The organism is Halomonas sp. SSL-5, assembly GCF_030708455.1.
In the GTDB taxonomy this organism is placed as follows: Bacteria; Pseudomonadota; Gammaproteobacteria; order Pseudomonadales; family Halomonadaceae; genus Halomonas.
The window spans coordinates 47,920-60,897 of sequence record NZ_JAUYWF010000009.1 but is presented as its reverse complement, the minus strand read 5'-3'; the positions used below and the strand labels follow the sequence as shown (position 1 = coordinate 60,897).

The 12,978-nt window shown below is 67.9% G+C and carries 10 protein-coding genes; 1 reads left to right on the top strand and 9 read right to left on the bottom strand.

From position 1 onward, the window contains the following. Position 1: 1 nt before the first annotated feature. From RAN53_RS11770 to RAN53_RS11735, 8 genes are all read right to left on the bottom strand, one after another. Complete coding sequence (locus RAN53_RS11770; RefSeq protein WP_305797007.1) at positions 2-370, bottom strand: prepilin-type N-terminal cleavage/methylation domain-containing protein; 369 nt, start codon at positions 368-370, stop codon at positions 2-4. Next, on the bottom strand, positions 367-819 hold the full coding sequence (locus tag RAN53_RS11765) for a prepilin-type N-terminal cleavage/methylation domain-containing protein (RefSeq protein WP_305797006.1): 453 nt from the start codon (positions 817-819) through the stop codon (positions 367-369). The genes RAN53_RS11770 and RAN53_RS11765 overlap by 4 nt, the downstream gene beginning before the upstream one ends. Before the next feature lie 2 nt (positions 820-821). After that, positions 822-1,265, bottom strand: a complete 444-nt coding sequence (gene gspG, locus RAN53_RS11760) for a type II secretion system major pseudopilin GspG (protein ID WP_305797005.1) — start codon at positions 1,263-1,265, stop codon at positions 822-824. Between the two features lie 11 nt (positions 1,266-1,276). Continuing rightward, entirely contained in the window at positions 1,277-2,479 is a 1,203-nt protein-coding gene (gene gspF, locus RAN53_RS11755) for a type II secretion system inner membrane protein GspF (protein ID WP_305797004.1), read from the bottom strand. A gap of 66 nt (positions 2,480-2,545) precedes the next feature. After that, a complete protein-coding gene (locus tag RAN53_RS11750) occupies positions 2,546-4,051 on the bottom strand; it encodes a GspE/PulE family protein (RefSeq protein ID WP_305797003.1) in 1,506 nt (501 codons plus the stop codon). Further along, on the bottom strand, positions 4,048-6,018 hold the full coding sequence (gene gspD / locus RAN53_RS11745; RefSeq protein ID WP_305797002.1) for a type II secretion system secretin GspD: 1,971 nt from the start codon (positions 6,016-6,018) through the stop codon (positions 4,048-4,050). Before gspD ends, RAN53_RS11750 begins: the two co-directional genes overlap by 4 nt. Before the next feature lie 5 nt (positions 6,019-6,023). Continuing rightward, positions 6,024-6,452 carry a type II secretion system protein N gene (locus RAN53_RS11740; protein ID WP_305797001.1) on the bottom strand — a complete coding sequence of 143 codons (429 nt, stop codon included), beginning with the start codon at positions 6,450-6,452 and terminating at the stop codon, positions 6,024-6,026. A 2-nt stretch (positions 6,453-6,454) separates the two neighbouring features. Beyond that, positions 6,455-8,158, bottom strand: a complete 1,704-nt coding sequence (locus tag RAN53_RS11735) for a hypothetical protein (RefSeq protein WP_305797000.1) — start codon at positions 8,156-8,158, stop codon at positions 6,455-6,457. A gap of 269 nt (positions 8,159-8,427) precedes the next feature. Here RAN53_RS11735 and RAN53_RS11730 point away from each other — a divergent pair, with 269 nt between their 5' ends. Beyond that, on the top strand, positions 8,428-10,566 hold the full coding sequence (locus RAN53_RS11730) for a PhoX family protein (protein ID WP_305796999.1): 2,139 nt from the start codon (positions 8,428-8,430) through the stop codon (positions 10,564-10,566). A 153-nt stretch (positions 10,567-10,719) separates the two neighbouring features. Here the strand turns inward: RAN53_RS11730 and ppk1 are convergent, their stop codons facing one another. Next, positions 10,720-12,933, bottom strand: coding sequence for a polyphosphate kinase 1 (ppk1, locus tag RAN53_RS11725; protein WP_305796998.1), 2,214 nt, complete (start codon positions 12,931-12,933; stop codon positions 10,720-10,722). Between the last annotated feature and the right edge of the window lie 45 nt (positions 12,934-12,978).

Below are 12,978 nucleotides of genomic sequence, written 5' to 3'. Positions count from 1 at the left end.
GTCATGGGGCCAGGAAGAGTGTGAAGGTGAGTGATGGGCCTGGTACCTCCCCCGGGGAGACGCTCAGCTGCCCCCTGCGCAGAGCCTGGATGTCGGTCTCTTCCACTCGGAGTCGCCAGTGGCAGCCGAGAGGTGCCTCGCCCCGGTGTTCGCCGAGATCAGGCCAGAAGCGGGTCGCGGCGAACTCCCCGGCGACGGCGCGAGCGCACAGCATGAGCGGGATCTGTTCCCGTTCGGCCAGGGCGACGCGGCTGCGCTGCTGCAGGCCCTGACTGACGCTGAGGGAGAGCAGGGCCAGGATGAATAGCGCCACCATGACCTCGAGCAGGGTGAACCCGGTGCCTCGCCCCGGCACGGCGCCGGGCCTCACGGCGGCCGACCCACGGCCAGTTCGAGATGACGCTGCGCGTGGTGCAGCATGAGGGTGGTGCCGGCCACCTCCCCGTCGGGCCACCAGATCACCCAGGGCATCGCCGTCGGTGCGTCGCTCGGGTCGCGACGCGTCACCGTCACCCCGTCCGGCCAGGCCCCGGCGGTCAGGCGGCCGTCGGCCAGAGGCTCCCAGCGGCCGTCCTCGCGCCAGGTGAGGAAGCGGTAACCGGTTTCGTCCGGCCGCCAGCCGATCAGTCGCTGCCCCTGCACCGCCAGTTGGCGAGCCTCCCGCAGCTCCTGTCTCAGCACCTCGCGTGTCGTCTCCAGCGGCTGGCGCCGGCTCGGATCCAGCAGCGGGACCCCCAGGGAGACCACGATGCCCATCACGGCAAGCACCACCATCAACTCCAGCAGGGAAAAACCGCTGGCCGGCGCAGTTGCCTTCACCGTCAGAGCATCCAGTTGCCGATATCGGCATCCTGCCCCTCCCCGCCGGGTCGTGCATCCGCACCCAGGGTGTAGATGTCGATGTCGGCGTGCTCGCCGGGGTGCCGGTATTGGTAGGCGTTGCCCCAGGGGTCCACCGGCAGGCGACGGACATAGCCTCCCTGCCGATAGTTGTCGGGCTGCGGCGTCTGGCTCGGGCGTGTGGCGAGGGCCTTGAGCCCCTGATCACTGGTGGGATAGCGCAGGTTGTCCAGGCGGTACATGTCCAGGGCCTGTTCGAGGGTGGCGATATCGGCACGTGCCTTCTGACGCATGGCGTCATCCTGGTTGCTCAGCACATTGGGGGCGACGATGGCGACCAGCAGGCCGAGGATGAAGATCACCACCATGATCTCCAGCAGGGTGAAGCCGGACTGGGGTGAGGGGCGGTAAGCAGGGTGTCTCATGTGGGTCTCCGTCAGGGGGAAAGCGAGCCATTGAGGCTCATGATGGGCAGCAGGATGGCCAGCACGATGACCAGGACCACCCCGCCCATGATCAGGATCAGCAGGGGTTCGAAGAGTCCCAGGGCGGCCTCTATGCGGCGGTTGAAGGTGGTTTCCTGCGAGATCGCAATGCGCTCGAGCATGCGCTCGAGACGGCCGCTCGCCTCGCCACTGGCCACCATATGCAGCAGCGTGGGGGGAAAGCGGCCGGTGCGAGCCAGGGCGCGGTGCAGGCTGATGCCGCCCGACACGTCGGCGACGATGGCATCCACCGCCTCGCGCAGGACCCGGTTGCCCAGGGTGTTGCGGCTGACCCGCAGGGCATCCAGCAAGGGGATGCCACTCCCCGTCAGGATCGCCAGGGTACGGGTCAGGCGTGCGGTATCGAGCAGCAGCAGCAGCTCCCCGAGGCGTGGCAGGCACAGCAGCATGGCGTGCCAGCGACGGCGTATGGTGGGTCGGCGCAGCAGGCGCTGCACCAGGACGCCAGCCACCAGCAGGAGGGCGGCGAGCCAGCCCGCGGTGGCCTGCAACAGGTCGGAGAGGCTGATCAGCAGGCGCGTCAGGGTGGGTAGCGTGAGGTTGGAGTGCTCGAACTGCTCCGCCAGGCGCGGTACCACATGGGTCATCAGGCCCACCACCACCAGGATCGAGACCACGATCAGCACGCTGGGGTAGATCAGCGCGGTGCGCGCTCGCGAGCGCTGCTGCTGTACCCGCTCGAGGTGGTCCGCCAGCTGTTCGAGGACACCTGACAGGCGGCCGGCGCGCTCGCCGGCGGCGACCAGGCTGCGATAGAGGTCGTCGAAGGTACTCGGGTGGGCGGCGAGGCTATCGGCCAGGGCGTAGCCTTCGCGCACCCGCCGCAGGATATCCAGCAACAGGCTGCGCGCCTTCGGCTCCTCGGTCTGCTGGGCCAGCGCATCCAGGGCATCGCCGATGGCGATGCCCGCCTCCACCAGGGTAGCGAGCTGTCGCGTCAGCATGGCCAGGGTGTCGTTGTCGAGGCGCGTCGAGCGCCGCCTGCGTGGACGCTGGCCCACGGGGGTCAGGCGTCGGGGGAAGAGCCCCCGGTCCCGCAGCAGTTGCCGGGCATGTCGCTCGCTGTCGGCCTGCAGGACGCTGCGCAGGCGCGACCCATCAGGTTTGAGGGCCAGGTAACGATAGGTCGGCATGGTCTCTCGGGATCCTCCATTCGGCGCTTCCATCCTGCCCGCCGGGTATTGCAGTTTGTGGTCGGGCTACTGGTGGATGGCTCTCAGGATCTCGGCCGGGCTGGTCTCTCCACTGGCCAGGAGTGCCAGCGAGGCGGAGGCGAGGGAGGCCCTCTCCCCGAAGGCGTGGCGCGCCATCTCCGACTCGGTGGCCCGGTCGTGGATCATGCCAGCCAGGGTCTCGTCGATGTCGATGAACTCGTAGACACCCAGTCGGCCGCGGTATCCAGCGCCCTCGCAGCGTTCGCAGCCGACCGCCTCGGCGACCCGGGGCAGCGCGCCGAGCCCGGCGATGCTCTCGGCCTCGCCGACCGCAGGCGGCCGCCAGCCTCGACAGTCTGCGCACAGCCGGCGTACCAGCCGCTGTGCCATCACCCCCTTCAGGCTGCTGGCCAGCAGGTAGGGCTCGATCCCCATGTCGCGCAGCCGGGTCACCGCCCCCAGGGCGCTGTTGGTATGCAGCGTCGAGAGCACCAGGTGGCCGGTGAGGCTGGCCTGAACGGCGATCGCGGCGGTTTCCAGGTCGCGTATCTCGCCGATCATGATGATGTCGGGATCCTGGCGAAGGATGGCCCTCAGCCCGTGGGCGAAGGTCAGGCCGGCCTGGGGGTTCACCGGGGTCTGGCCGATCCCGGGGAGGGCGTACTCGACCGGGTCCTCCACGGTGAGGATGCTGCGACGGCTGTCATTGAGATGCGCCAGGCTGGCATAGAGGGTGGTGGTCTTGCCCGAGCCGGTCGGCCCGGTATTGAGCAGGATGCCGTTGGGACGTGCCAGGAGGCGCCGGAAGCTGCCCAGCACCGCCGGCGGCATGCCGATCCCGTTCAGGTCGAGCAGGGCGGCCTGCTTGTCGAGCAGGCGCATCACCACCCGCTCCCCATGGATGCCGGGCAGGGTCGAGACACGGATATCGACGCCGCGTCCCCCCAGCCGCACGCTGATGCGGCCGTCCTGGGGCTGGCGCTTCTCGGCGATATCCAGCTGTGCCATCACCTTGATACGCGAGATCAGCATGGGTGCCAGGACCCGGGGTGGCCGCAGCGCCACACGCAGAGTGCCATCGACCCGCAGGCGCACGTTGAGCTCCTTCTCGAAGGGTTCCACGTGGATATCCGAGGCGCCGAGCCGCAGCGCCTCGGAGAAGACGCCGTTGATCAGGCGAATGACCGGCGCCTCGCTCTCGCTCTCCAGGAGGTCCTCGGTACGCGGCAGCTCATGCAGCAGGCTGTCCAGGTCCACCTCGTCGGAGAGTCCCTGCATAAGGCTCTCGGTGGTGTCGCGCTCGGCATCGTGCAGTTCGCCGAGCCGGGCCTCGAACGCCTGCTGACTCAGCCACTCGCAGGCGAGTGGCTGTCCATGCTGGCGTTGGGCCTCCTGCAGCGCCTCCAGCGAGGCGTCATGGCGACAGAACAGGCGATAGCCCGCCTGCTGCCAGTCCAGGGCCACGCCGCAGCGCCTCGACAGCCGGTAGGGCAGCAACGGACGCCGCTCGCCGGCGCAGTCGGCAGCGTCGTGGTTACGATGCTGGTTCACCGGGCCAGCTCCCCCAGCCGCTCGCGGCCGGAGGGGAAGAGCGCGTCGAGGCTCGCCACCTGGCTCTCCAGGGGCGGCAGGACCTGATCCTCCTCGAGATCCCTGAGCAGCTGCTGGGCACGCATATGGCGGTACTTGCGGGCCGTGCCGGCATCCAGGCTGCGGTCGTCGCGGATGACCCGCGCGCGGATGAACACCACCAGGTTTTGCTTCTCCCGGGAACTGTCGGAGTAGCGGAAGAGATTGCCCAGCAGGGGAATGTCGCCCAGCAGGGGCACCTGCTGGCGCGTGTTGCTGCTCTGGTTGCTGATCAGGCCGCCCAGCACGACGATGCCGCCATCCCGGGTGGTGACGGCGGTCTCGATCTCTCGCTTGTTGGTCACCACATCGCTGGCGCTGACATTGCTGGCCACGGAGGAGACCTCCTGGGAGATGGCCAGGCGGATGGTGTTGTCGGCGCTGATCTGTGGACGAATGCGCAGCTTGATGCCGACATCCTCACGCTGGATGGTCTGGTAGGGGTTGGCGTTGTCGACGGTGGTGGAGCCGGTGACGAAGGGGACTTCCTGGCCGACCAGGATATAGGCCTCGGCGTTGTCCAGGGTCATCAGGGATGGCGTGGAGAGCAGGTTGGTGTCGGCGTCGCTGCGCAGGGCGTTGAGCAGCGCGGCGAAGCTGAGGCCGCTGGCGTCGATGCGGCCCACCCCGGTGGTGATGCCGTTGAGGCCACCCAGCAGGTTGGCCAATGCCGTGGTGTCCTCACCGGCAGCGGCCGCGGCCAGCTCGGTGATGCCGGTGGAGCCGGCGGTGCCGAAGTTCACGCCGCCGACCGGGACGGTACTGCCCGAGCCGGTATCGGCAAACAGCCACTGCATGCCGAGTTGGCGAGCGCGGGACTCGGTGATCTCGGCGATGATCGCCTCGACCGCTACCTGGGCGCGCCGAATGTCGAGCTGTTCGACGATGCTCAGGTAGGCCTCGAGGCTCTCCGGGGGGCCGGTCAATACCAGGGCATTGGTGGAGGGGTGCACCGCGAAGGCGGTTTTCTCGCTGTCGCGTGAGGAGGGCGGAGTCACGCGCTCGCCCTCCTCGTTGACCAGGGTGGCGCCGCTGGACTGCAGCTCCTCCAGCACCGTCAGGACATCCTCGGCGGCGGCGTGGTTGAGGTAGATGACACGCGTGCGTACGTGGCGCTCCACCGCGGTGTCCAGTCCGCTGGCCAGTTCGCGTACCTGCTGGCGCTGAGCCGGGTTGCCGAGCACCAGCAGTGCGTCGGCGCGAGGTGCCGCGATGACCCGGGGCCCGCCACCATCGCCATCTTGCAGCAGGCCATCCAGCGTCTCGGCCAGATCGGCGGGGCGGGTGTGCTGGACGTTGATGATCTCGGCCTGACTCTCCTGGCGTTCGTCCAGCAGTCGGGCCAGCCGGGCCAGGCGGTTCAGGTTGTCCTGCCAGTCGGTGACCACCACCTGGCGTCCGGAGGGGTGGGCGGTGATGACGCCCACCCTGGGATCCACCAGGGGCTCCAGGATCGAGGCCAGCATGCTGGCCTCGAGGTGACGCGTCTCGATGATCCGGGTGGCTACGCCACCTCCCTCCCGTTCGCCGATGTCGGTGGGGAGCGGCTGGGTCCTGGCCAACTCGTCCGGTACCACCCGCGCCTGGCCATCGGGCAGTTCCACCACCGCATAGCCGTTGACCTGCAGTTCGCTCTCGAAGAGACGATACAGTTCATCGCGGGTCAGGGGGCGCTGGCTGGTCAGGCTGATGGTGCCTTGAACCCGGGGGTCAACGACGAAGGGGCGATCCGTCAATCGCGAGATCGTGGCGATGAACTCGCGGATGCCGGTGTCCCGGAAATCGATATCGTAGCGCTCTTCCTCGTCAGGGAGACCCGGTGTCTGGGCGGCGGCGAGGGAGCAAAAGACCAGCAGGCAGGCTGCCAGGAGCCGCGGTGTTGACTTCATGAGAGTCACTCCGTGTCGAGCATCAGGGTGGGGGCTGGAGGCTCCGGCCAGGCCAGGTGCTGCTGGCGTCCCTGGTGGTCCAGGATCACGCCGTCCGGCGTGATCGCCTCGAGTGTGAGCGTCGCCGAGATCCGATCGCCTTCGCCTGCCACGCGCTGCCCGTCGGGCGTATCGAGCACCAGGATGGTGTGGCTGGCCTCGGGGTGGCGCAGGCTGCCGACGATGGTGACCGCCAGGGGCGGGGCAGCCTGGCGGGGTGGCTCGGTGGCGGGGGCAGGTGCCAGCCAGGCGACGGGGGGTACCGGGGGCAATGAGTGCGCCAGCGGTGCCTCGGTCGTCGTCAAGGAGGGTAGGGCCACGCGTATCGCCAGGGCCGCGAGCAGCAGGGCTGCAACGAGCCAGCCGAGCAGGCGAGGCTGGGCGTGGACACGCATGCTCAGGCACCGGGGCGCTGGGAGGGGTGCCAGCCGGGGTGTCCGGAGACACCGGTCAATTGCACCTCGGGAAGGCGAGGCAGGCGCCAGCCCTCTGGGCGGTCCACAAGGTATGCCTCCAGGTGCTGCCAGAGGCTTTCGCCCTCCCTGGCCCCGGGCTGCCAGGTGGCCATCCGGGTGCCGGACAGTTCCCCCAGCGTGATGCGCTGGCCGGGCTCACCGGCGTAGCGGCAGTGCCAGGTCGCCCCGCTCAGCCTGGGAAGGTCCTGGGAGGTGTCCAGCAGGGATGGCGATCCGAAACAGTGGTCACTGGCGCGCTCGAGCAGCGAACGCAGGTCGCTGGCGCTGGCGCTCAGCTTCAGCAGGCGGGCCTCATGCCCCCCGGTCAGGGTGACCAGGTGGTCACGGGTGATGGGGGTGCCGGGCGGCAGCATGATGTCGTGACGCCAGCCGGGGGAGAGCGCCAGGTCTATGCCCTGCTGTCCAAGCAGGGCGTCGGTGATCAGTGCATCCCAGCTGCCGCCGACGGTGTCCCGCCGCCATAGCCAGTCCGGGGCCGTTGCCAGAGGGGCATCCAGCCAACTGGCATAGGGCGTGCGAGCGGCCTCGATGGCTCGTTGGAAGTCGTCGGCTCGGCGGCGCTCTTCGGCTTCCATGTGGGAGGGAGCGGCCGGATGGAAGCGAGCCTCCACTCGCCACCCCGTCTCGGCTGGAAAACAGCTCAGCTGGAAGGCCCCCGTGGCGCGGCAGCCAGGGAAGCAGACGGGTAATACCCCGCCCCGGGTCTGTCGGACGGGCACCAGGGTCGGCCAGAAGTCCTGGCCGCGGGCGCACAACAACAGGTCGGCATCCGGCAGCCGCTCGGCGAGCCAGATGCCTGCGCCGCTGCCGCAGTCGGCCATCACGATGACCAGGTCGGCCTGTTCGCTCGCCTCTCGAGTGCGGCGCTCGACTGCTTGATACCAGGCGTCCAGTGGGCGCGTCTCGTCGCTGGCATGGGGGTCCGTGACACCCACCACTGCGACCCGTGCGCCGCCCCGATCGAAGAGGGCCAGGGGGGCAATCCCCGGGGGCTGGGGCTGTTCTGCCGCGGGCGTACCGAGAACGGGTCCTTCGAAGGCTCGATACAGGCCGGCCACCTGGTCCGGCCAGAGCAGGCGTTCATCGCTGCTGACCCGTGCCTCGGCCCCCAGCATCCGACTGGCCGACAGGCCGGCCTCCCCGCGGCTGAGATGGCATAGCCCGCTGCCATTCCAGCACTGGCCGTTCTCCAGTGTCAGGGTGTGCGTCTTTCCCAGGGTATGGCGCAGTGTCTCGAGGCGTGCCGCCAGGGCGGCCTGGCCGCCCTGGCGGGCTCTTCTCGCCTCCCCTGGCAACAGTAGCGGCTGGGGGCCGGACGCCATGGCGACTGCCGAATCGGCAGTGGACCAGGGGGGCTGGCCCAGACGCGCCGCGGGTCCCAGTCGAGTGGCCGGCGTCACCGGGTATTCCGGGGCCCGAGCGCCCAGCGTATCGGCATAGTAGAGCAGTTCCACACGCGCCTGAGCCGGCAGGCTTCGTGTCGGGCCTGCCGCCGAGGTCGCGCAGCCGGCGAGCCACGAGGCGGCGAGGCCGAAGGCGCCACCCCGTATCAGGTCGCGTCGGCGGATGCCGGTGGCCCCTCGGGAGTCACTGTCTGAATCGGAAGAGAACGGCCGTGACGTCATGCGTGCTTTTGATCCCCTGAAGTGGCGAGTCGGAACCATGAAGGAGGTGTCGTCATGTCGGGTGTGACGGTGGCATGACGGGCATCTTAATGAATGGATGGTGACGCTTTCATGACATCGATAGTTAGCGACATTCGCGTATTTTTTCGATAAGGAAAGCGTCTTTTTTCGTTAATCCATCTGTCACCTTGACTGCGTACTTTTCCCTAGCGATCCGGAATGAATCTGGCACCGGAGTTTCAACCTGACGAAACGATGAGGGGGAAGGCATGAGCAAGGAAATCGAGGATCATCGCAATTTCAACCAGAGCGGCAACGAGCCGTTCTCTTCCATCATGGACAAGCATGTGTCGCGTCGCGGCATGATGCGTGGTGGCCTGGGCCTGGCCGCCATGTCGGTGATGGGCTTCGGCGCGGCGAACGCCCTGGCGGCACCCGATGCCCGGACCGGCATGCGCGGCACCGGCGCGCCGGGAAAGAAGCCGCTGACCCTGGCATTCGAGTCCATTCGTGGCGCCAGGCTCGACAGCGTCGTGGTGCCTGAAGGGTATACGGCTCAGGTGCTGATTCCCTGGGGAGCCGGCCTGACCAGCGATGTTCCGGAATGGCATGATGGCCTCGAGATGACGCCAGAGATCCAGGCCAATGCCATCGGCATGCACCATGATGGCATGTACCACTTCCCCCTCAACAATGGCAGTGGATCACGGGAGTTCCTGCTCGCCATCAACCATGAGTACATCGACCAGGGTGCGCTCTGGGCGCCCAAGGGTGGGCCGACCAATGGCCGTTCGGGCAAGCGTCCGGCCGATGAGGCGCGTACCGAGATCAACGCCCATGGGGTGGCGGTGGTCCATGTGAAGAAGCAGGCCGATGGACGCTGGACCCATGTGGTCGACTCGCCCTACAACCGTCGCATCACCAATGCTTCCGAGATGGAGATCGGCGGTCCGCTGGCCGGCAGCGACTACGTGAAGACCAAGTTCTCGCCGGACGGCCTGCTGGCCCGGGGTACCTCCAACAACTGCGGCAACGGCTATACCCCCTGGGGCACCTACCTGGCCTGCGAGGAGAACTGGCCCGGCTATTTCGTTCGCAACGCCGATCGGCAGCTGGACGACGAGCGCCTCGGCGTCTCGCGGGGCCGGGGTCGCTATGGTTGGGAGACCGCCGCCGGCGACGCCTCCGAGCAGAACGACGAGTTCGCCCGCTTCAACACCGACCCATTCGCAGCAGATGCCACCGGTGACTATCGCAATGAGGCGCGTACCTACGGCTACCAGGTCGAGGTCGATCCCTACGACGGCAGCCGCCGCGCCGTGAAGCGCACCGCCATGGGCCGCTTCCGCCACGAGGGCTGCTGGGTGGGCAAGCTCGAGCCCGGCAAGCCGGTGGTGTTCTACTCCGGCCACGACGCGCGCAACGAGTACATCTACAAGTATGTCTCCAAGGCCACCTGGAGCCCGGCCGATGCCAATCGCCCCGGGGCCAACTTCGACCGCCTGGCGATCGGCGCCAAGTACCTGGACGAGGGCACGCTCTACGTGGCGCGCTTCGACGTGGATGGCAGCGGCGAGTGGCTGCCGCTCACGCCGCAGGCGGTGACCACCGATGGTCGTCGCCTGCACGAGGCACTGGGGCTGGCCGCCGATGACCAGGCCGGCATCATCATCCATACCTGCGATGCCGCCGACCTGATGGGGGCGACCCCCATGGACCGTCCCGAGTGGGGTGCCGTGGACCCGACCTCCGGCGACGTCTACATGACCCTGACCAACAACAGCCAGCGCACCGCCGAGGACACCGCGCCGACCTTCACCAACGGTGGCAGCAATCGCGAGGAACTGGGCGTGGGATACGGCACCGCGCCGACCAACGGTCCCAACCCGCGCCCCAGCAACGGTGCCGGACAGGTCATTCGCTGGCGGGATGGCGACGATGTCACCCGCTTGCAGTGGGAGGTGTTCGTCTTCGGTGCCGCCGCCGCGGATACCGACAACCTCTCCGGCCTGACCGAGCTGAACCAGTTCGCCAGCCCCGACGGCCTCTGGTACGACGATCGCGGCAACGGTGATGGCATCCTGTGGATCCAGACCGACAACGGCTACGATGGCGTCGCCGACTACACCAACGACCAGGTGCTGGCGGTGGTGCCGGGTGCCCTGGAGGGCGGCGTGGTAACGCCCGAGAACCAGCAGCACCTCAAGCGCTTCGCCGTGGGGCCCAATGGCAGCGAGGTCACCGGGATCTTCGCCACCCCGGACAAGACCGCACTGTTCATCAACATCCAGCACCCGGGCAACTGGCCGGCCTCCGAGGATGCCACCGAGCAGACCCAGGGTAGCGTTCGCCCGCGGGCCTCTACCGTGGTAATCCAGAGGCAGGATGGCGGCCCGATCGCCGTCTGACCCGGCTTCGCCGGGAGCTGTAAGCCTTAAGCTGTAAGAAAAACCGCCCCGGCAGCCTGGCTGCCGGGGCGGTTGCGTTCATGCTGTCTTCGAGCTTCGAGCTTCGAGCTTCGAGCTTCGAGCTTCGAGAGCCGGGCATAGCCCGGCGCTCGGTCAGGCCTTGGCGGCATAGGCGTAGAGCAGCGTCTCCTGGGCACTGATCGGCGCGGCCTCGCCGGCGCTCTGCTTGACGTAGCTACCGTCGGACTGCAGCAGCCAGCTCTGGCAGTTGTCGACCAGGTAGGTCTCCAGGTCCTTGCGCACCCGGGCCGCCAGCTTCTTGTCCAGCAGCGGGAAGCAGGTCTCCACGCGGTGGAACATGTTGCGGGTCATGAAGTCGGCGCTGGAGGCCCACACCTCCGGCTTGCCGGCGTTGTGGAAGTAGAAGACCCGGGTGTGCTCCAGGAAACGAGCGACGATCGAGCGTACCCGGATGTTTTCCGACACCCCTGGCACGCCGGGGCGCAGGCAGCACTGGCCGCGGATGATCAGGTCGCACTCCACGCCGGCCTGGGACGCACGGTAGAGCGCCTGGATCAGCTTCGGCTCTGTCAGCGAGTTGCACTTGACGATCAGGTGGGCGCGCTTGCCCTTGCGTGCCTCCAGGGCCTCGCGTTCGATCATCGCCACCAGTCCCTCATGCAGGGTGAAGGGGGCATGCAGCAGCGTCTCGATGCGTCGCGCCCGGCCCATGCCGGAGAGCTGCTGGAAGACCTGGTGAACGTCCTCGCAGAGGGTGGGGTTGGCGGTGAGCAGGCTGTAGTCGGTATACAGCCGGGCGGTCTTGGAGTGGTAGTTGCCGGTGCCCAGGTGCACGTAGTAGTGAAGGCCATCCTTCTCGCGACGCACGATATGCATCATCTTGGCGTGGGTCTTGTAGGCCATCACGCCGTAGATGACGATGGCCCCGGCCTCCTGCAGCCGCGAGGCCAGCGCCAGGTTATCGGCCTCGTCGAAGCGCGCGCGCAGCTCGATCACCACCGTGACCTCCTTGCCGCCACGCGCCGCCTCGACCAGCGAATTGACGATGGGCGAGTCGGCCCCGGTGCGGTAGAGGGTCTGCTTGATGGCCAGCACGCCCGGGTCCCGGGCGGCTTCGGAGAGCAGGTCCTCGACCGGCGCGAAGGACTGGAAGGGGTGGTGCAGCAGCACATCGCCGGCGGTGATGGTGTCGAACAGGCTGCCCCCCTTGTGGAGGTTCTTCGGGAAACCGGGGGTGAAGGGGCGGTAGAAGAGCTCGGGCTGGTCGACCTCGCCGAGCAGCGACATCATGCGGGTCAGGTTCACCGGCCCGTTGACCCGGTAGAGGTCATCCTCCTCCAGCTCGAACTGCTTGAGCAGGAAGGTGGCGAGCTCATCCGGGCAGGTGTCGACCACCTCCAGGCGCACGCCGCTGCCGTAGCGGCGCGCCAGCAGCTCGCCGCGCAGCGCCGAGGCCAGGTCGGAGACCTCCTCCGGGTCCACCGTCATGTCGGCGTTGCGGGTCAGGCGGAACTGGTAGCAGCCTCGCACCGTCATGCCCGGGAACAGCTCCTCGGCGTGGGCATGCATCATCGAAGAGAGGAACACGGCCTCCGTGAAGCCCTCATCGCAGAGCTCCGCTGGCATCCGGATCACCCGGGGCAACGAGCGCGGCGCCGGCAGGATCGCCAGGCCGCCTTCGCGGCCGAAGGCGTCCTTGCCCTCGAGCTGGACGATGAAGTTGAGGCTCTTGTTGACCAGCCGCGGGAAGGGGTGGGAGGGGTCCAGGCCGATGGGGCTGATCACCGGCATGATCTCCCCCTCGAAGTAGTCGCGCACCCAGGCACGCTGCGCCTTGGTCCAGTCGCTGCGCCGCCTGAAGCGCAGTCCCTTTTCCAGCAGTGCCGGCAGCAGCACCTCGTTGAGGATCCGGTACTGGCGTTCGATCTGCTCGTGGGCGATGGTCGAGATCTCGCTGAGCACCGCCCGCGGAGAGCGGCCGTCGGCCCCGGTACTGGGGTCGCCCAGGGCGACCTGATGCTTGAGTCCGGCGACCCGGATCTCGAAGAACTCGTCCAGGTTCGACGAGAAGATCAGCAGGAACATCAGCCGGTTGAGCAGCGGATGCGACTCGTCCAGGGCCTGCTCCAGTACCCGGATATTGAACTGCAGGTGGGAGAGTTCGCGATTGAAGTAGAGCGACGGGTCGCTCAGGTCCGCATCGGCCTCGGGCCTGGCCTTGGGCTTGATGCCGGCGCGGGTCTGGTTGAGGCGCGGGGTCGGGATATCGCTCCCGCTCTCCTCGCCGCTCGGGCCGCTCAGCTGATGTGTCAAGGCGGCGACGTGGTCGGGGCTGCGGTCTTCCATGGGCTTCTCTCCGTTTCCAGGAAGGGCGCGCAGTCCCCTCCCTTG

Bases quoted from the DNA above. Each gene is read 5' to 3' on its own strand.
- gspG (WP_305797005.1), bottom strand. From the start codon at position 1,265: ATGAGACACCCTGCTTACCGCCCCTCACCCCAGTCCGGCTTCACCCTG.
- gspF (WP_305797004.1), bottom strand. From the start codon at position 2,479: ATGCCGACCTATCGTTACCTGGCCCTCAAACCTGATGGGTCGCGCCTG.
- gspD (WP_305797002.1), bottom strand. From the start codon at position 6,018: ATGAAGTCAACACCGCGGCTCCTGGCAGCCTGCCTGCTGGTCTTTTGC.
- RAN53_RS11740 (WP_305797001.1), bottom strand. From the start codon at position 6,452: ATGCGTGTCCACGCCCAGCCTCGCCTGCTCGGCTGGCTCGTTGCAGCC.
- RAN53_RS11735 (WP_305797000.1), bottom strand. From the start codon at position 8,158: ATGACGTCACGGCCGTTCTCTTCCGATTCAGACAGTGACTCCCGAGGG.
- RAN53_RS11730 (WP_305796999.1), top strand. From the start codon at position 8,428: ATGAGCAAGGAAATCGAGGATCATCGCAATTTCAACCAGAGCGGCAAC.
- ppk1 (WP_305796998.1), bottom strand. From the start codon at position 12,933: ATGGAAGACCGCAGCCCCGACCACGTCGCCGCCTTGACACATCAGCTG.